Below are 19,258 nucleotides of genomic sequence, written 5' to 3'. Positions count from 1 at the left end.
AATTCCCCATTCCCGATTCCCGATTCACGTCTACAGTGGATGGCCGATGCGCCAGAGCACTCCGCTGGGATCGTGCAGGGTGAAATCGCGTGCGCCCCATGGCCGGTCTTCCGGCACGCTGCAGGTCACTGCGAACTGCGCGTCCAGGCCGGCATCGTGCACGTGCTGCCACCAGCTGTCGGCATCGTCCACCCACAGGTGCAGCATCAGGTTCTCGGCCAGCTCGCGCAGGTAGAAATCCTGCAGCAGAAACGCGCAATGCGTGCCATGCCGGAAGCAGGTCACATTGCCCACCTCGTCCTCCTGCACGAGCCCAGCGCGCGATAGAACCGCTGCGACAGCGCGTAGTCGCGCGCAGGCACGAACACCTTCAGTTGCTGGCTCGACAGCTGCGACATGACGCACTCCCCGCAGGACGTGGACCGAGCATACGCCCCGCAGTGTCGCAGGCGGAAAAGCCTGCGTGCAGCAGGCATGGTTGCCACCGGCGCGCGATGGACAAGCGTGGGGCGAACCGCGCCAAGCCCAGGCTCACCAGGACAGCGCCCATCGAGCTGGTCGAACGCTCCTGGCGTCTATGCCACGGGTTGCAGACCGTGCCTGGCAACCACGCAAGCCAAGCCGTTGGCAGGGGCTAGGCGGAGAGTTGGAAAAAGCGTGAGATTCAGTGGGGTCATTGCACCCCGCCACCCACATTCCACGCCTGAGTATCAGCAGCTCCAACGAATCCCTCCGTCAGCAGAGCCCCCTTGGTAAGGGGGCGCGCCAAAGGCGCGGGGATCGGAAGCAAGGACCGTGCACCAGGCGTCCGCGACGCGGACGCCTGGTGTGCAGCCCGCCAGGCGGGCTGCGCCACGGTCAACTCAGCTCAGCTGAGTTGACCGTGACAGTGCTTGTACTTCTTGCCACTGCCGCAGGGGCATGGATCGTTACGGCCCACCTTGGGCTCGTCGCGGGTCACCTGCGACACCGGCACCGGGGCGTTGCCGCCCTGCATCTGTTCCACTTCCTCATCGGCACCGTAGCCGCCGGCGTCCTGATGCTGGAACTGCGAGGCCATCAGCCGCGCCTGCGCCTGCAGGCGTTCCTGCTCTTCCAGCTCGGCCACTTCCTCCTCGCTGCGGATGCGCACGCGCGCCAGCAGGTTGATCACTTCGCGCTTGACGTTCTCCAGCATCTCGGAGAACAACTCGAAGGCTTCCTTTTTGTATTCCTGCTTGGGCTGCTTCTGCGCATACCCGCGCAGATAGATGCCCTGGCGCAGGTAATCCATCTTGGCCAGATGCTCCTTCCAGCCCTGGTCCAGCACGGTCAGCATCACGTGCTTCTCCAAGGCGCGCATGGTGTCGCTGCCCACCGCCACTTCCTTCTCGGCAAAGTGCGCATCCACCGCCGCCTGCACCTTGGCCGCAATCTGCTCGGCGTCCAGTTCTTCCTGCGTGCGTGCCATCTCGCTCAACGCCAGCGGCATGCCCAGCTCCGATTCCAGTGTGGCTTCCAGCCCCTTCAGGTCCCACTGCTCGTCGACCGAATTGGGCGGCACGAAGCGCGCGACCAGGTCGTAGATCACATCGCCACGGATGCCGTCGACGTTGTCCTTGACCGATTCGGCATCCAGCAATTCATCGCGCTGGGCGTAGATCACCTTGCGCTGATCGTTGTTGACGTCGTCGAAATCCAGCAGGTTCTTGCGGATGTCGAAGTTGTGCGCTTCCACCTTGCGCTGGGCCTTTTCGATCTGCCGGCTGACCAGGCGGTCTTCGATGACGTCGTCTTCCTTCATGCCCATCATGCGCATCGCCTTCTGGACCCAGTCCGAGGCGAAGATGCGCATCAGGTTGTCTTCCAGCGACAGGTAGAAGCGCGAGGAACCCGGGTCGCCCTGACGACCGGCACGGCCGCGCAGCTGGTTGTCGATACGGCGCGATTCGTGCCGCTCGGTACCGATGATGTGCAGGCCGCCGGCTGCCTTGACCGCGTCGTGGCGACGCTGCCATTCGGTCTTGGCCGCAAGGCGCTGCTCGTCGCTGATGTCCTCGCCCAGGCCATGCAGTTCGGTTTCCAGCGAACCGCCCAGCACGATGTCGGTACCGCGACCGGCCATGTTGGTGGCAATGGTCACCGCGCCCGGCTGGCCGGCGTTGGCCACGATGGTGGCTTCGCGCTCGTGCTGCTTGGCGTTGAGCACTTCGTGCTTGACCCCGGCCTTGCGCAGGTGCTCGGACAGCATCTCCGAGGTCTCGATCGAGGTGGTACCCACCAGCACCGGCTGGCCACGCTTGGCGCAGTCTTCGATATCGGCCAGCACCGCGTTGAACTTGCCCTTGCGGTTGAGGAACACCTGGTCCGGATGGTCCTTGCGCACGGTCGGGCGGTTGGTCGGGATCACCACCACTTCCAGGCCGTAGATGCTCTGGAATTCATAGGCTTCGGTGTCGGCCGTACCGGTCATGCCGGACAGCTTCTTGTACATGCGGAACAGGTTCTGGAAGGTGATGCTGGCCAGCGTCTGGTTCTCGCGCTGCACCGGCACGCCTTCCTTGGCCTCGACCGCCTGATGCAGGCCGTCGGACCAGCGACGCCCGGACAGGGTGCGGCCGGTGAATTCGTCGACGATGACCACTTCGCCATCGCGCACGATGTAGTCCACGTCGCGCTGGTAGATCGCATGCGCGCGCAGCGCGGCATTGAGGTGATGCACCACGCTCAGGTTCTGCGCGGCATACAGGCCGTCCTCGGCATTCTCGAGAATGCCGGCCTGCATCAGCAGTTCTTCGGCGTGGCCCATGCCCGCCTCGGACAGATGCACCTGCTTGCCCTTCTCGTCGATCCAGTAATCGCCCTCGCCCTCTTCGCTTTCCTGCCGGGTCAGCTGCGGCACGATGCGGTTGACGCGGATGTACAGCTCCGGCGATTCGTCGGCCGGGCCGGAGATGATCAGCGGGGTGCGCGCCTCATCGATCAGGATCGAGTCGACTTCGTCGACGATCGCGTAATGCAGGTTGCGCTGGTAGCGGTCGGCCCTGGACAGCGCCATGTTGTCGCGCAGGTAATCGAAGCCGAACTCGTTGTTGGTGCCGTAGGTGATGTCGCTGCCATAGGCCTCGCGCTTGTCGCTGTGCGGCATGCCCGGATACACCACGCCCACGCTCAGGCCCAGCCAGTTGTACAACTTGCCCATCTGCGCGGCGTCGCGTCGGGCCAGGTAGTCGTTGACCGTGACCACATGCACGCCCTCGCCCTGCAGCGCGTTGAGGTACACCGGCAGCGTGGCCACCAGGGTCTTGCCTTCACCGGTGCGCATCTCGGCGATCTTGCCCAGGTGCAACACCATGCCGCCGATCAGCTGCACATCGTAATGGCGCATGCCGAGCACGCGGCGGCTGGCCTCGCGGCACACCGCAAAGGCTTCGGGAAGAATCTTGTCCAGGGACTCGCCGGCGGCAAGTCGCTGCTTGAACTCCGGGGTCTTGGCTTGCAGCTCGGCGTCGGAGAGCTTCTCGATCGTCGGCTCCAGCGCATTGATCTGGGTGACGAGGCGGTTGAGCTGGCGCAGCTGGCGTTCGTTACGACTGCCAAAGACACGGGTAAGCAGACTGTTGATCATTGAAGAAACCGGTTGAAAAGGAACGGTTTGACCGACGCCGGTCCCCAAGACCCGGCCGCCGTAAACGAAACAGGGCGCACTGCGCCCTGTCGATGGCAACACCCTATTGTAGCTTGGGGCGGGCCTTCACGAATCAAGCACCACCCGCGCCGTCGTCAACCGCGCCCGCGGCGGCCCACCGGCGTATTGGTATCGCCGAGGAACTTGCGCGGATTGACCACCCGCCCGTCCGCCCACACTTCGAAATGCACGTGCGCACCGGTGGAGCGGCCACTGGATCCGGCCCTGGCCACCTGCTGGCCGGCGCGGACCAGATCGCCCACCTTCACCACCAGGCGCGAGTTGTGTGCATAGCGGGTCACATAGCCGTTGCCGTGGTCCACTTCCACCACGTTGCCGTAGCCGCCGCGCACGCCGGCGTAGCTGACCACGCCATCGGCGACCGACATCACCGGGTCGCCCACGTTGGCGTGGAAGTCCACCCCCTTGTGGAAGGCCGAGCCGCCGTCGAACGGATCGGCACGACCGCCGAAGCCGGAGGTGATGTAGGTGTTGCGGATCGGCATCCGCGAGGGCACCGAATTCTGTTCGAGCTGATGATCGAACATCAGCGTGGCCAGCACGTTCAGTTGCTGGCCGGAGGCGGAGAACTGCTGTTCGACCTGCCCTAGCGTCTGCTTGAGCGATTCGACCGGCATGTCGCTGACCGGCTCATCGCCGCCACCGACGCCGACCGGCGCATCGAAGTCGAACTCGCCGTCCTTCAGCTTGCCCATTTCGGTCAGCCGCTCGCCCAATGCATTGAGACGGGTGGCCTGCGCCTGCAGCTCGCCCATGCGCGCGGCCAGTGCGTTGACCTGCGCCTGCGAGGCGCGCTGCGCCTGGGCCAGCTCGGCCTGCTGCCGGGCAACCTTGGCCTGCAACGCGGAATTGGTCACCATGCCGGTGGCGGTGCTGGCACCGATGCCGATCAACATGCCCAGCCCAAGCACGGCACCGAGGACTACCATCGGTCGATCCGCAGCGAAGCCCTGGAACTGCCGGGCCAACCGTTGCGCCCGGGTTTCGCGAGATTTGATTACAACTTTCTTCAACGCCATATGAGTGTCATGTCCAAGCCCAAGTCCAACGCACGCAACCCTTCCGTCCCACAACCTGCCATCGAGGCCGCGTTGGGTGAAAAGGCTGGCGACCCCTTGCGCCGCGCCTTGTGGCTCGATGCGCTGGACCGGCAGTTGCGCCCCCTGTTACCGCCTCATCTGGCCACCCGTTGCCGGCTGGCCAATGTCAGAGACGAACAGCTGGTTTTTCTGGTTGATTCACCTGTCTGGCATGCCAAGTTGCGACTTGCCGAGACCCAATTACTGGATGCCGCCCGATCCATCGGACTGAAGGCCACCGCAGTGACCATCAAGACCACCACCACCCCGCTGCATTCCCCAACGCAGCAGAATCGCGAGCGTCCACGTCCTGTGTCGGAGGCCACGCACCGAGGTCTGCGCGATGCGCTGGCTTCCCTGCAGGACGTTCCACCCACCAAACGGTGAGTCGGTGCCGCCTGTTACGCGACGGCCATCGCGGCGTGAAAGAGTTGCGAAGGCCGCGCACGACCCGACGCATCCTAGCGGGCCTGGGCCGCGCAGGAGTTAGAGAAGTCTTAAATAAAAGTTAAGAACGGGCCGTAAACCCGACGCAGTTCACACTTCGAACGCCGATTACGGCATTCCCCGACATCAGGCGTAGACGGGGCTGGCGTAGGTGACCGGTGGCTGCACGCTGCCCTCGGGGAAGCTGACCCATTCCCAGGCGGCCTGATCCGCCAGCAGCGCGCGCACCAGCTTGTTGTTGAGTGCGTGGCCGGATTTGAAGCCTTCGTAGGCGCCCAGGATGGCGCCGCCGGCCAGATACAGGTCGCCGATCGCGTCCAGGATCTTGTGCCGCACGAATTCGTTGGTGTAGCGCAGGCCGTCCTCGTTGAGCACGCGGAACTCGTCCAGCACGATGGCATTGTCCATCGACCCGCCCAGGCCGAGATTGCGCTCGCGCATGTACTCGAGATCACGCATGAAACCGAAGGTCCGGGCGCGCGAGATTTCCTTGACGTAGGCCGAGGTGGAGAACTCGATTTCCTGGCGCGACTGCTTGGCCGGGATCATCGGGTGGTTGAATTCGATGGTGAAGCCGAGCTTGTAGCCCTCGTACGGCTCGAAGCGCGCGACCTTGTCGCCCTCGCGCACTTCCACCGTCTGCTTGATGCGGATGAAGCGCTTGGCCTTGTTTTGCTCGACGATGCCTGCCGACTGCAGCAGGAACACGAACGGGCCGGACGAACCGTCCATGATCGGCAACTCGGCCGAGGACAGTTCGACGATGACGTTGTCTACACCCAGGCCGGCCAGCGCCGACATCAGGTGCTCGACGGTCTGGATCTTGGCGCCATTGCAGGTCAGGCCGGTGCACAGCGTGGTCTCGGTGACCAGCTCGGCATCGGCAGGAACTTCGACGATCGGCTCCAGGTCCACACGCCGGAACACCACGCCATGATCGACCGGGGCCGGTCGCAGCGTCATGTACACCTTGTCGCCACTGTGCAGGCCGACGCCGGTGGCGCGAATGGTGTTCTTGAGAGTGCGTTGCTGGGTCATATGCGAAGTCTGGATGAACAATGCAGACAGACGCTGAACCGGCTGTCTAATCCGTAGAGATTATCCGAATTTTAACAAGTCGCGCGTGACGGGAACTGTAATTTCCGGGTCACGCAACTGCAAAAGCTGCCGGATCGTGGCCGATCCGGCAGAAAGGACATGGCACAGCATCCCCGGGGCGAACCCCGGGGCGGGACGGACCGCGCCGCCGTAGCGACGCGGCCGACGCTCCTCAGTCGGCCTGGCGGCGCAGGAACGCCGGGATATCCAGGTAGTCGTTGGGCAGGTCTGCAGCCGGCGCAGCGGAACCGCCGCCGTTGTTGCTACCGCTGCTGCTGCCGACCGAGTCGCTGCTCGGACGACGCAGGCCCAGACCCATGCTGCCGCCGACGGCCTTGGACACCGCATCGCCGCCGCTGGTGTCGAAATCGCCGAACTCCGGCTGGCCGGTGGTGGCGTTGCGCACCAGCTTGATCGGCGCGCGCTGGTCCGGACGCTGGGTCTGGCGGGCAACCGCACGGTTCAGGCCAGTGGCCACCACGGTGACGCGCACTTCGTCCTGCATGTCCGGGTCAAGCACGGTGCCGACGACCACGGTCGCATCTTCCGAGGCGAACGCCTCGATGGTGCGGCCGATCTCGTCGAACTCGGACATGGTGAAGTCCGGGCCGGCGGTGATGTTGACCAGGATGCCGTTGGCACCGGCCAGGTTGACGTCGTCCAGCAGCGGGTTCTGGATGGCGGCTTCGGCAGCGGCCTGCGCGCGATCGTCGCCGCGTGCCGAACCGGTGCCCATCATGGCCAGGCCCATTTCCGACATCACGGTGCGCACGTCGGCGAAGTCGACGTTGATCAGGCCCGGACGCACGATCAGGTCGGCGATGCCCTGCACGGCGCCCTGCAGCACGTCGTTGGCAGCGCGGAAGGCCTGGATCATGGTGGCGTTGCGGCCGAGCACGGTGATCAGCTTTTCATTGGGGATGGTGATCAGCGAGTCGCAATGCTGGCTCAGTTCCTCGATGCCCTTCAGCGCGACCTGCATGCGGCGACGGCCTTCGAACGGGAACGGCTTGGTGACCACGGCAACGGTCAGGATGCCCATTTCCTTGGCCAGCTGTGCAACGACTGGCGCCGCGCCGGTGCCGGTGCCGCCGCCCATGCCGGCGGTGATGAACACCATGTCCGCACCCTGCAGTGCGTCCATGATGCGCTCGCGATCTTCCAGCGCGGCCTGGCGGCCGACTTCCGGATTGGCGCCGGCGCCCAGGCCCTTGGTCACGTTGGTGCCGAGCTGCAGCTGCAGCTTGGCGCCGCAGTTCTTGATCGCCTGCGAGTCGGTGTTGGCGGTGATGAATTCCACGCCATCGACATTGGTGTTGACCATGTGCGCGACCGCGTTGCCGCCGCCGCCGCCCACGCCAACGACCTTGATGACCGCGTTGGGAGCCATTTTTTCAATCAGTTCGAAATGTGCCATGTCAGTGTCCTCTTTAGATGCCGTGAATGGGGAATCGGGAATGGGGAATCGGATTGCTCCGTTCGCCAGCCCAACACCCGCACGTCGGCGAATGTTGTTGTTTGAATGCCGGGAATGGGGAGTTGGGAATGGGGAATCGCAACTGCGAGCGATCTCCACACCAACTTCACTTTCTCAGCGGAACCACAAAAGTATTTACGCCCTGCCCGCTCTCACCGCTCTCCACTCAAATCTGCCGCAACCGCTTTGCCTTTGCTTCAACCAATTCTCGAATCCCGATTCCCGATTCTTCAGAATTCCCCGCGATACCAATTCTTCAATTTCTTGAACAAACTGCCGGCCCGTCCGGTCGGGATCGACGGGCGGCGCGGGTGTTCGATCTGGCTGCCCATCAGCAACAGGCCCACGCCGGAGGCGTGCACCGGGTTGCCGACGACTTCGCCCAGGCCGGTGACGTGCTGCGGAATGCCCACGCGCACCGGCATCTGCAACATTTCTTCGGCCAGTTCGACCACGCCTTCCATCTTCGACGCGCCACCGGTGAGCACCATGCCGGCGCGCACCATTTCCTCGAAACCGGAGCGGCGCAATTCGGCCTGCACCATCTCGAAGATTTCCTCGTAACGGCCCTGCACCGCCTGCGCCAGCGCATGCCGCGGCATGCGGCGCGGCGGGCGATCACCCACCGACGGCACCTGGATGCTTTCCTCGGCGGTAGCCAGCTGCGCCAGCGCGCAGGCGTAGCGCACCTTGATCTGCTCGGCTTCCGGGGTCGGCGTGCGCAACATGTGCGCGATGTCGTTGGTGACGTGGTCGCCGGCGATCGGCAGCGAGGCGGTGTGGCAGATCGCGCCCTGCACGTAGACCGCCAGGTCGGTGGTGCCGGCGCCGATATCCACCAGCACCACGCCCAGTTCGCGTTCGTCGGCGGTCAATACCGCCACGCTGGAAGCCAGCGACGACAGCACCAGGTCGTCCACCTGCAGGCCGCACTTCTGCACGCACTTGGTGATGTTGGCCGCAGCCGACTGCGCGCACACCACCAGATGCGCGTGCACCTCCAGGCGCACGCCGGTCATGCCGACCGGATTGCGGATGCCTTCCTGCGAATCGTCCAGCACGTATTCGCGCGGGATCGCATGCAGGATGCGCTGGTCGGCGGGAATGGCCACGGCCTTGGCCGCATCCAGCACGCGCTCCAGATCGCTCCAGGTCACTTCGCCGTCGCGGATCGGCACGATGCCGGGCGAGTTCTTGCACTGCACGTGGTTGCCGGAAATCGACGCATATACCGAGCGGATTTCGCAGCCGGCCATCAGCTCGGCCTCTTCCACCGCGCGCTGGATCGACTGCACGGTGGATTCGATGTCCACCACCACGCCGCGCTTGAGACCGCGCGATTCATGCGAACCGATACCGATCACTTCGATCGGATTGCCGGGCGAGTACTCGCCGACCAGCGCGACGACCTTGGAGGTGCCGATGTCCAGTCCAACGATGAGGGATTTGTCGCCTTTGCGGTTCATGTCTTAAAGCCGGGAATAGGGAATAGCGAATGGGGAATGGTCAACAGCGGTGCACGGAGGCGAGGAGAATTGAGGACAAGTGCGTGAGGCGCAGCGGGCGACACCGGCTTGGGTTTTTTATCCATTCCCGATTCCCCACTCTCCATTCGCCGCTCGACCGTGAAGCCGTTGGTGTAGCGCAGGTCGGCGCGGGCGATCGGGCGTTGCGGGTCGGCCAGTTGCGGCAGCACGCGGGCGAAGCGCTGCAGGCGCGCGCGGGCGTCGTCGCGGCCGATCACGATCTGCACGCCGTTGCTCAGGCCCAGCGACCAGCTGCCGCGCGCATCCATTTCCAGACGCTCCACATCCAGCCCGGTTGGCGCGAACAACGCGCGCGATTCGTTGTAAAGCGCCACCACGTCCTGGGTTTTGCTGTCGGGGCCACCGAGTTGCGGCAGCTTGAAATCCTTCAACAACGGCGGGGTGCGGAACAACCGGCCCTGCTCGGACAACATGCGGTCGGTGCCCCAGCGCGCGAACGGCTTGTGCTCGGTGACGTGCACTTCCAGCACGTCCGGCCAGCGCTTGCGCACCTGCGCACTTTCCACCCACGGCAAGCGCGCGATGGCGTCCTGCGCGTTCTGCAGCTTCACCGCGAAAAAGCCCGCGCGCGCATACGGCAGGACCACCGCACGCAACTGCTCGGCCGGCACCCGCTTGAAGTCGCCCGACACCCGCAAGCGCGCCAACGGCCAACGCTCGGCACCGACCCAGCCATTGAGCACAGCCACCACCGGCAACGCGACCAGCGCCACCGCGAGCAACCACGCCAGGATGCGCAGGGTGGCGTTCATGCGCGCGCTCCGCGCGCGGGAATGGGGAATCGGGAATAGGGAATCGCAACGGCAACAGCGCAGCCGCTGTTCACGATTCCCGATTCCCGATTCCCGATTCCCGGCGTCATAGCGTCTGCTCCAGCACGCGCCAGACCAGTTCTTCGAAATCGATGCCGAGCTGGCGCGCGGCCTTGGGCACCAGCGAGTGGCTGGTCATGCCCGGGGCGGTGTTGACCTCCAGCAGATACAGCTGGCCGCTGGCACGGTCGCGCATCACGTCGACGCGGCCCCAGCCGCGCGCACCGGCGGCACGGAAGGCATCGAGCGCGAGCTGGCGCAGTTGCGTCTCGGCATCGCCGTCCAGGCCCGGGCACAGGTACTGGGTGTCGTCGGCCAGGTACTTGGCGTTGTAGTCGTACCACTGGCCCTTGGGCACGATGCGGATCGACGGCAGCGCGACCTCGCCGAGCACGGCCACGGTGAGTTCGTCGCCTTCGATCAGCTGCTCCATCAGCAGCGCGCCGTCGTAGCGCGCCGCCAGCAGCACGGCTTGTTCGAGCTGGGCCTGGTCGAACACGCGGCTGATGCCGACGCTGGAGCCTTCGTTGGCCGGCTTGACGATCACCGGCAAGCCGATCTGCCGCGCGGCGGCATGGATGTCGTCGGCGCTGGCACCGGCGGCCAGGCGCGCATAGCGCGGCGTGGACAGGCCCAGTGACAGCCACACCTGCTTGGTGCGGATCTTGTCCATGCTCAACGCCGAGCCCAGCACGTTGGAGCCGGTGTACGGCACCTTGAAGGCTTCCATCAGGCCTTGCACGATGCCGTCTTCGCCGCCGCCGTTATGGCCGTGCAGCACATTGAAGACGCGATCAAAACGCTGCTCGACCAGGGCCTGCGCCAAGGCCGGAATGCCGTCGACCGGCTGCGCATCGACGCCGCGCGCACGCAATGCCTCGAGCACGTTGCCGCCGGAATTCAACGACACCTCGCGCTCGGACGAGGTACCGCCGAGCAACACGGCGACGCGGCCGAACGCGGCCGGATCGCTGAAGCGTGCGTTGGGAATCACCGCGCTCATGCGGTCGCTCCGGTGAAGCCGTTGTTGATGATGTGCTGTGCGACATAACCGATATCGCCGGCCCCCATCATCAGCAGCAGGTCGCCATCCTGCAGCACGTCCGGCAACACTTCGGCCAGGCCGGAAATCTGCCCGACCACCACCGGTTCGCTGCGGCCGCGCGCACGGATCGCACGCGCCAGTGCACGCGCATCGGCACCCGGAATCGGCGCTTCACCGGCCGGATAGACCTCGCTCAATACCAGCGCATCGACGGTGCTCAGCACCGCGGCAAAGGCATCGAACTGATCGCGGGTACGGCTGTAGCGATGTGGCTGGAACGCCACCACCAGGCGCTTGTCCGGCCAGCCACCGCGGGCGGCGGCGAACACCGCTTCCAGCTCGCGCGGATGGTGGCCGTAGTCGTCGACCACACGCACGCGCGCACCGGTGCTGGTGGTGACTTCGCCCAGGTCGTTGAAGCGGCGGCCGATGCCGGCAAAGTTTTCCAGCGCACGCGCAATGGTCTCCGGCGCCACGCCCAGCTGCCAGCCGATCGCGGCAGCGGCCAGTGCGTTGAGCACGTTGTGACGGCCCGGCAATGCCAGCGTCACCGGCGTGGTGGTGCCTTCGGGCAGGCGCAGCGTGAAGCGCATGCGCGGGCCGTCCTGCACCACGTCCTCGGCGCGCACGTCGGCGTTCTCGCTCATGCCGTAGCTCATCACGTGGCGCGGCGTCTTGCCGGCCAACGCGGCCACTTCCGGGTCGTCGATGCACAGCAACGCCAGCCCGTAGAACGGCAGGCGCTGCAGGAACTCGGCGAATGCGGCCTGAATGCGTGCGAAATCGTTGCCGTAGTTTTCCAGGTGATCGGCATCGATGTTGGTGATCACCGCCATCAACGGATTCAGGCGCAGGAAGCTGCCATCGCTCTCGTCGGCCTCGGCCACCAGCCATTGGCCGCCACCGAGCTTGGCGTTGGCACCGGCGGCCAGCAACTGCCCGCCGATGACGAAGGTCGGATCCAGCCCGCCTTCGCTCAGCACGGCCGCCGCCAGGCTGGTGGTGGTGGTCTTGCCATGCGTGCCGGCCACCGCGATGCCGCGACGGAAGCGCATCAGCTCGGCCAGCATCGCCGCACGCGGCATGATCGGAATGCGCTGGCTGCGCGCCTCCATCAGCTCGGGGTTGTCTTCGCGGATCGCACTGGACACCACCACGCAATCGGTGCCGAGCACGTTGGCCGCCGAATGCCCGCGCATCACCCGCGCGCCCAGCTTGGCCAGCCGCCGCGTCGCCACGTTATCGGAGTTGTCCGAACCGGAGACTTCGTAGCCCAGCGTCAGCATCACCTCGGCAATGCCGCTCATGCCGGTGCCGCCGATACCGACGAAATGCACGCGCGGGAATGCACGCACCAGATCGCCACTGTCCTGCAGACGGCGGATCACTGGGCACCTCCGGCGGAGGTGCCGGGATTGGAGATTAGGGATTGGAGATTGGCAACGGCGGCGATCGATCGCGCCGAAAATTGACCATTAACGGATTTCTGCATGCTTTCCTGCTTGTGCTGTTGCTCTTTACGAATCCCCAATCCCGAATCCCCACTCCCGGCTTCCTGCAGAATGATGTCGGCGATGCGTTCGGCCGCATCCGGTTTGGCCAGGGTGCGGGCGGCCTGTGCCATCGACAGGCGACGTGCGGGGTCGACGAGCAGGGTCTGCAAGACCTGCTGCAGGCGCACGGCCAGGGTGTCGTCCTGCTTGAGCAGCACGGCGGCGTCGGCGCCGACCAGGTATTCGGCATTGCGGGTCTGGTGGTCGTCCACCGCTGCGGCAAAGGGCACCAGCACGCTGCCGATGCCGGCGGCGCACAGTTCGGCCAGCGTCGATGCACCGGCGCGGCACACGACCAGGTCGGCCCAGGCGTAAGCGGCGGCCATGTCGGCGATGAACGGTTCGACGCTGGCGTTGACGCCCGCCTGCGCGTACGCCGCCTCGGCTTCGGCGCGCAACTTCTCGCCGCACTGGTGGCGCACGTCCACATCCGGGTGGCCGAGCGCGGCCAGTGCCGCCGGCACGGCCTGATTCAATGCGCGCGCGCCCTGGCTGCCACCGAGCACCAGCACACGCACGGCACCGCCACGGCCGACCAGGCGCGTGGCCGGCGCCGGAAGCGCTGCGATTTCCGCTCGCACCGGATTGCCCACCGCTTCCTCGCCAGTGAAGCTGCCCGGGAAACCGGTCAGCACGCGGCGCGCAAACCGCGACAACACCTTGTTGGTCATGCCGGGGGCGCGGTTCTGTTCGTGCACCAGCAACGGCACGCCGAGCAGCCGCGCTGCCAGGCCACCCGGGCCGGCCGCGAAGCCGCCGAAACTGATCACCGCACGCGGCTGGCGCTTGCGCAGCACGAAACCGGCGGCGCGCACCGCGCGCATCACCCGCACCGGTGCACCGAGCAACTTCACCAGCCCCTTGCCGCGCAGGCCGCTGATGGCCAGCGTGTCCAGTGGAATGGCGTGCTGCGGCACCAGCCGGGTTTCCATCGCGCCATCGGCGCCCAGCCAGGTCACCGGCACGCCACGCGCGCGCAGCACCTTGGCCACGGCCAGACCGGGGAAGATGTGCCCGCCGGTGCCGCCAGCCAGAATCATCACTGGTCGACTCCCCGCACCTGAATGTGCGGGCGCTTGCGAGGGATTCGCATGGGCACTCATGCAATCCTCCCGAAGGTCGGTTCCACACGCGGCTGCATGCGGCTGGTGCCGCGCAGGATGGCCGACGCCGGTGCCACCGATGCGGCAGCGACCGGTGCGGCTGGTGCGGCGGCAACCGGGTCACGCTGCGGCTTGTGCGCCGGCGCATAGGCTGGCGCGACCGATTCGACCACCGGTTCGGCCGGCTCGGCCGACGGCGCGCCCGCGCCCTGCGGCGACAATTTGCTGCGCAGGCGCTCGGCACGATCCATCTCGTAGGACACGCGCAGCAGCAGGCCCATCGCCACGCAGGTCATCAGCACCGACGAACCGCCGGAGGAAATCAGCGGCAGGGTCAGGCCCTTGGTCGGCAGGATGCCCAGGTTCACGCCCACCGAGACGAAGCTCTGCAGGCTGATCCACAAGCCGATGCCGAAGGCGATGTAGCCGGAGAAGTGACGCTTCATTTCCACGCAGCGCATGCCCAGCCAGAACGCGCGGCCGACCAGCAGCGCGTACAGCGCGATCACCCCGCACACGCCGACAAAGCCGAGTTCTTCGGCAATGACCGAGAAGATGAAGTCGGTATGCGCTTCGGGCAGGTAGTTGAGCTTCTGCACCGAGGCGCCCAGGCCCACGCCGGTCCACTGGCCGCGGCCCACCGCCATCAAGGCGTTGGACAGCTGGTAGCCGGAGCCGAGCTGGTCGGCCCACGGGTCCAGGAACGAGGTGATGCGGCGCAACCGGTACGGCTCCAGGATCGCGATGAAGGCGAACACCGGCAGGCCGAACACGATCGGCATCGACATGCGCGGCAGGTTCACCCCGCCCAGCACCAGCATGCCGGCGGTGATCGCCAGCAGCAGCGTGGACGAGCCGAAGTCAGGCTGCATCAGCAGCAGGCCGACCAGGGCGATCGCCACGCCCAGCGGCTTGAGCATCGCCGGCCAGGTCGCGTTGACCTCGTCGCGAAAGCGCACCAGATAGCTGGACAGCCACACGATGTAGAGCACCTTGACCGCTTCGACGGTCTGGAACTTCGACACGCCCAGGTTGATCCAGCGTTTGGCGCCGTTGACGCTGCTGCCCAGGCCGGGCACGAACACCACCATCAGCAGGCCGAAGCAGGCCAGCAGCAGCACCTGGTTGTACTGCTCGATGGTCTTGAGCTCGGTACGCATCGCCCAGAACGCCAGGCCCACGCCGATGCCCAGGAACAGCAGGTGGCGGGTCAGGTAATAGAACGGGTTGTCGGACAGCTCGATCGAGCTGGACGCCACCATCACCACGCCCAGCGAGGCGAGCGTGGCCGCAGCCCCGAGCAGCCACGGGTCGTAGCGGCCGCCGATGGCGTCCAGTCGCGTGGCCTGGCGGGACATGTCGTTCATCAGCGCACCTTCAACGTGGCAAGGCCGATCAGTACCAGCACCACCGAAATGATCCAGAAGCGCACGATCACGCGCGGCTCCGGCCAGCCCTTGAGTTCGAAGTGATGATGGATCGGCGCCATGCGGAACACGCGCTTGCCGGTCAGCTTGAAGCTGGCGACCTGGATCATCACCGACAGCGTCTCGATCACGAACACGCCGCCCATGATCACCAGCACCAGTTCCTGGCGCACGATCACCGCGATGGTGCCGAGCACCGCGCCCAGCGACAGCGCGCCGATGTCGCCCATGAACACCATGGCCGGATAGGTGTTGAACCACAGAAAGCCCAGGCCTGCACCGGCGATCGCCGAGCAGATGATGATCAGCTCGCCAGCCCCCGGAATCAGCGGGATTTTCAGGTATTCGGCAAACACCACATTGCCCGAGGCATAGGCGAACACGCCCAGCGCGCAGGCCACCAGCACGGTCGGCATGATCGCCAGACCGTCCAGGCCGTCGGTGAGGTTCACCGCATTGGAGAAGCCGACGATCCAGAAATAGGCGATCACCACAAAGCTCACGCCGGCCAGCGGCAGCGCGATCGACTTGAACATCGGAATGTAGAAGGTGATCGCGGCCGGCACGTCGGCGGTGTAGTACAGGAACAGCCCCGCTGCCAGGCCGAAGATCGACTGCAGCAGATACTTCCAGCGCGACTTCAGGCCGTTGGGATCGCGGCGCACGATCTTGATCCAGTCGTCGTACCAGCCGATCGCGCCGAAACAGATCATCACCGCCAGCACCAGCCACACGTAGCGGTTGCGCAGGTCGCCCCACAGCAGCACCGACAGGGTCACCGTCAGCAGGATCAGCGAGCCTCCCATGGTGGGCGTGCCGGCCTTGGAGAAATGCGTCTGCGGGCCGTCCTGGCGGATCGGCTGACCGCCCTTGAACTGGGCCAGCTTGCGGATCACCGCCGGGCCCATCCACAACGACAGGAACAGCGCGGTCAGCGCCGCCAGGATGCCGCGGAAGGTCAGATAGTTGAACAGCCCGAACAGGCTCTCCAGTTGCTGCAGCCAACGCGCCAGCTCAAGCAGCATGGGATGCGTCCTCCGCCGGGGCCAGCAGCGCGGTGACGATGCGGTCCATGGCGCTGCCACGGGAGCCTTTCACCAGCAGCGTGGGCGGGGTGTGCGCCGTGGTGGCGGCAGTCTGCGCCGCCGCACCGGTGTGTTCGTACATCGAAGAAGATTCCTGCGTTTGAGTCGGCGAAACGGCGAGCTGCGCCAGATCCGCCTGCAAGGCCGCGATCAATGCGGCATGGGTGGCGAACACGCGGCCGCCCTCGCCGAACGCCTGCGCGGCGGCGGCACTGAGCTCGCCCAGCGCGTACAGGCGCTGCAGCTTGGCCGCGCGCGCGCGACGGCCGGCGGCCGCATGCAAGGCTGCGCCTTCCGGGCCGAGTTCACGCATGTCGCCGAGCACCAGCCAGCCCTGGCCAGATGCCGCGGCCAGCGTGTCGATGGCCGCGTCCAGCGAACCGGGATTGGCGTTGTAGCTGTCGTCGATCAGCACAGCGCCGCCGGGCAGGGTGTGGGTGATCTGACGACCGGCCACCGGGCGCGCCTGCGCCAGACCGGCGGCGATGACCGGCAGGGCGATGCCCGCACCCAACGCCAGGCCGGCCGCAGCCAGCGCGTTGAGCACGTTGTGGCGGCCCGGCAACGGCAGCGCGATCTGCGCCTGGCCCTGCGGGGTCACCAGCGTGAACTGTGCCCCGCCCGCCTGCAGCCGCAGGCCATGCGCGGTGATCTCGGCACTGGCCTGCAGGCCGTAACGCAACACGCGGCGGCGCTGCACCGGCTGCGCCTGCAGTTGCTGCTCGAACCAGGCACCGAAGGCATCGTCGGCATTGATCACCGCCACGCCATCGGCCGGCAACGCGGCATAGATGGCGCCCTTGGTGCGGGCGACGACGAGCAGGCTGCCCAGGCGTTCCAGATGCGCGGGTGCGATGTTGTTGACCAGGGCCACGTGCGGCTGCGCGATCTCGGTGAGATAGGCGATATCGCCCGGCTTGCCGGCGCCCATTTCGTAGATCGCCAGATCCGCATCGTCCGGGGCGGCGATCACCGCCAGCGGCAGGCCGATTTCGTTGTTGCGGTTGCCCGGCGTGGCGTACACGGTGGTGCCGTCGACACGCCCGGCCTCGCTCAGGATGGCCAGCAGCAGGGCCTTGACGCTGGTCTTGCCGTTGGAGCCGGTCAAGGCGATCACCCGCGTGGCGCGGTCGCGCTGCATGCCGGCGGCGATACGCGCCAACGCCAATTCGGTATTGCCCACCAGCACCTGCGGCACGCTCAGCGCCGGCAGCAGGCGCTCGACCAGCAGGCCGCTGGCGCCATGTGCCACCGCGTCTGCGGCAAAGTCGTGGCCGTCGAAACGCTCGCCGCGCAGTGCCACATACAGGCTGCCGTTGGCCAGCGTGCGGGTGTCGTTGCCGACGGTGTCGATCATGGCGTCCTCGCCATGCAGCTCGCCACCGGCCCAGTGGGCGATCAACGACAATGGAGTGAGCTTCATGCGCGCACTCCCAGCCCGGTCCGCGGCAACAAGGCCTGCGCCGCCACGATGGCGTCGTCGAAGGCATGCCGCACACCGGCCACTTCCTGATATGGCTCGTGGCCCTTGCCGGCGATCAGCACGATGTCGGAGGCACCGGCCATGCTGATGGCCTGATGGATCGCCGCGGCGCGGTCGCGCTGCACGATCGCCGCATCCGGACGCGCGAAGCCGCGCAGGATGTCGGCCACGATCACATCGCCATCTTCGCCCCGCGGGTTGTCGTCGGTGACGATCGCCACGTCGGCGTTGACCTCGGCAATGGCCGCCATCTGCGGGCGCTTGCCGGTGTCGCGCTCGCCACCGCAACCGAACACGCAGATCAACCGGTCCTGCGCATGCGCGCGCAGGCTGGCCAGTGCCTGTTGCAGCGCATCGGGCGTGTGTGCGTAGTCGACGACCACCAACGGTGCGCCATGCGCGCCACCGAGGCGGTTCATGCGCCCGTGGATCGGCTGCAGCCGACCGAGCACCTCGGCGATCCGTGCCGGCGCGATGTCCAGCGCAGACAACGCGCCGGCCACGGCCAGCAGGTTGTCCACGTTGAAACGGCCCAGCAGCGGCGAGTGCACCGGATGCACGTGACCGTCGATATGCAGCGCGAAATTGATCCCGTTGTGATCCAGCTGCAGCGCCTGTGCACGCACGCTTGCCTGGGCCTGCGCGCGCGAACTCACGCCGATCGCGCGCAGCGCGGGGTCGAGCGAGGCCAGCAGCATGCGGCCGAAGTCATCGTCCAGGTTGACCACGGCGGCCTTCAATCCGGCGCGCGCGAACAGCCTGGCCTTGGCCGCGCCGTACTGCGCCATGTCGCCGTGGTAATCGAGATGGTCGCGGGTGAGATTGGTGAACACCGCCACGTCGAAATGCACCGCATCCACGCGGCCCTGGTCCAGCGCATGCGAGCTGACTTCCATCGCCACGGCCTGCGCGCCCTCGTCGCGCAGTTGCGCCAGCAAGGCATGCGTCTGCAGCACCAGCGGTGTGGTGAACCCGGTCGGCACGGCGCTGCCGTACAGGCCCACGCCCAGGGTACCGAGCGTGCCGGCGGGCGTGCCGAGCAGCGTCAGGGCCTGTGCCAGCAATTGCACCGTCGAGGTCTTGCCGTTGGTGCCGGTGACGCCGACCATGCGCATCGCCTGCGAAGGCTGGCCGTGGAACTGATCGGCCATCGCGCCCAGGCGCGCACGCAGACCGGGCACGGCGATCGCATCGACCGGTACCGGCAGATCGGCCGGCGCCGGCGGCTCGAACAACACCGCCACCGCGCCATTGGCGCGCGCCTGGTCGACAAAGCCCAGGCCGTGCGCGCCGAAACCGGCGATCGCCACGAAGGCATCGCCTGCACGCACCGCGCGGCTGTCCATCACCAGGCCCGACACCTGCACGTCGTGCGCAAGCGTCAGGTCAGGCAACAGCTGCGACAGCGGCATGG

14 protein-coding genes and 1 pseudogene are annotated in these 19,258 nt (G+C 66.4%); 1 reads left to right on the top strand and 14 read right to left on the bottom strand.

The features are described 5' to 3' along the window. Positions 1 to 30: 30 nt before the first annotated feature. The 3 genes and pseudogenes from H7A86_RS03960 to H7A86_RS03950 form a co-directional block, all read right to left on the bottom strand. Positions 31 to 398: pseudogene (locus H7A86_RS03960) on the bottom strand (VOC family protein). 470 nt (positions 399 to 868) lie between these two features. Further along, complete coding sequence (secA, locus tag H7A86_RS03955) at positions 869 to 3,607, bottom strand: preprotein translocase subunit SecA (protein WP_115676116.1); 2,739 nt, start codon at positions 3,605 to 3,607, stop codon at positions 869 to 871. A 155-nt stretch (positions 3,608 to 3,762) separates the two neighbouring features. Then, complete coding sequence (locus H7A86_RS03950; protein WP_104649684.1) at positions 3,763 to 4,707, bottom strand: M23 family metallopeptidase; 945 nt, start codon at positions 4,705 to 4,707, stop codon at positions 3,763 to 3,765. On the opposite strand from H7A86_RS03950, the gene H7A86_RS03945 reads away from it, so the two are divergent. Further along, positions 4,708 to 5,154 carry a DciA family protein gene (locus tag H7A86_RS03945; protein ID WP_104543326.1) on the top strand — a complete coding sequence of 149 codons (447 nt, stop codon included), beginning with the start codon at positions 4,708 to 4,710 and terminating at the stop codon, positions 5,152 to 5,154. Between the two features lie 186 nt (positions 5,155 to 5,340). On the opposite strand, the gene lpxC is transcribed toward H7A86_RS03945, so the two are convergent. The 11 genes from lpxC to H7A86_RS03890 all read right to left on the bottom strand — a co-directional run bounded on the left by lpxC (position 5,341) and on the right by H7A86_RS03890 (position 19,256). Beyond that, positions 5,341 to 6,252 carry a UDP-3-O-acyl-N-acetylglucosamine deacetylase gene (lpxC, locus tag H7A86_RS03940; RefSeq protein WP_104584571.1) on the bottom strand — a complete coding sequence of 304 codons (912 nt, stop codon included), beginning with the start codon at positions 6,250 to 6,252 and terminating at the stop codon, positions 5,341 to 5,343. Positions 6,253 to 6,484: 232 nt separating this feature from the next. Further along, complete coding sequence (gene ftsZ / locus H7A86_RS03935) at positions 6,485 to 7,729, bottom strand: cell division protein FtsZ (protein WP_115045533.1); 1,245 nt, start codon at positions 7,727 to 7,729, stop codon at positions 6,485 to 6,487. A gap of 290 nt (positions 7,730 to 8,019) precedes the next feature. Next, positions 8,020 to 9,255, bottom strand: coding sequence for a cell division protein FtsA (gene ftsA, locus H7A86_RS03930; RefSeq protein ID WP_003485272.1), 1,236 nt, complete (start codon positions 9,253 to 9,255; stop codon positions 8,020 to 8,022). Further along, complete coding sequence (locus tag H7A86_RS03925; RefSeq protein WP_119130742.1) at positions 9,252 to 10,088, bottom strand: cell division protein FtsQ/DivIB; 837 nt, start codon at positions 10,086 to 10,088, stop codon at positions 9,252 to 9,254. The genes ftsA and H7A86_RS03925 overlap by 4 nt, the downstream gene beginning before the upstream one ends. A 106-nt stretch (positions 10,089 to 10,194) precedes the next feature. After that, the gene (locus H7A86_RS03920; protein ID WP_119130741.1) at positions 10,195 to 11,151 is read right to left on the bottom strand and encodes a D-alanine--D-alanine ligase; all 957 of its coding nucleotides are present in this window, start codon (positions 11,149 to 11,151) and stop codon (positions 10,195 to 10,197) included. Further along, the gene (gene murC, locus H7A86_RS03915; protein WP_104584564.1) at positions 11,148 to 12,581 is read right to left on the bottom strand and encodes a UDP-N-acetylmuramate--L-alanine ligase; all 1,434 of its coding nucleotides are present in this window, start codon (positions 12,579 to 12,581) and stop codon (positions 11,148 to 11,150) included. The genes H7A86_RS03920 and murC overlap by 4 nt, the downstream gene beginning before the upstream one ends. Further along, a complete protein-coding gene (gene murG / locus H7A86_RS03910) occupies positions 12,578 to 13,849 on the bottom strand; it encodes an undecaprenyldiphospho-muramoylpentapeptide beta-N-acetylglucosaminyltransferase (RefSeq protein WP_119130740.1) in 1,272 nt (423 codons plus the stop codon). Before murG ends, murC begins: the two co-directional genes overlap by 4 nt. After that, positions 13,846 to 15,216, bottom strand: coding sequence for a putative lipid II flippase FtsW (gene ftsW / locus H7A86_RS03905; protein WP_119130739.1), 1,371 nt, complete (start codon positions 15,214 to 15,216; stop codon positions 13,846 to 13,848). Before ftsW ends, murG begins: the two co-directional genes overlap by 4 nt. Further along, positions 15,216 to 16,301, bottom strand: coding sequence for a phospho-N-acetylmuramoyl-pentapeptide-transferase (mraY, locus tag H7A86_RS03900; protein ID WP_104538520.1), 1,086 nt, complete (start codon positions 16,299 to 16,301; stop codon positions 15,216 to 15,218). The genes ftsW and mraY overlap by 1 nt, the downstream gene beginning before the upstream one ends. Beyond that, positions 16,291 to 17,784 carry a UDP-N-acetylmuramoyl-tripeptide--D-alanyl-D-alanine ligase gene (locus tag H7A86_RS03895; RefSeq protein WP_119130738.1) on the bottom strand — a complete coding sequence of 498 codons (1,494 nt, stop codon included), beginning with the start codon at positions 17,782 to 17,784 and terminating at the stop codon, positions 16,291 to 16,293. Before H7A86_RS03895 ends, mraY begins: the two co-directional genes overlap by 11 nt. Next, on the bottom strand, positions 17,781 to 19,256 hold the full coding sequence (locus tag H7A86_RS03890) for a UDP-N-acetylmuramoyl-L-alanyl-D-glutamate--2,6-diaminopimelate ligase (protein ID WP_180708125.1): 1,476 nt from the start codon (positions 19,254 to 19,256) through the stop codon (positions 17,781 to 17,783). Before H7A86_RS03890 ends, H7A86_RS03895 begins: the two co-directional genes overlap by 4 nt. Positions 19,257 to 19,258: the final 2 nt, after the last annotated feature.

The organism is Xanthomonas euroxanthea, from assembly GCF_903989455.1.
GTDB lineage: Bacteria > Pseudomonadota > Gammaproteobacteria > Xanthomonadales > Xanthomonadaceae > Xanthomonas > Xanthomonas euroxanthea.
This window is presented reverse-complemented; position numbering and strand designations above follow the sequence as displayed.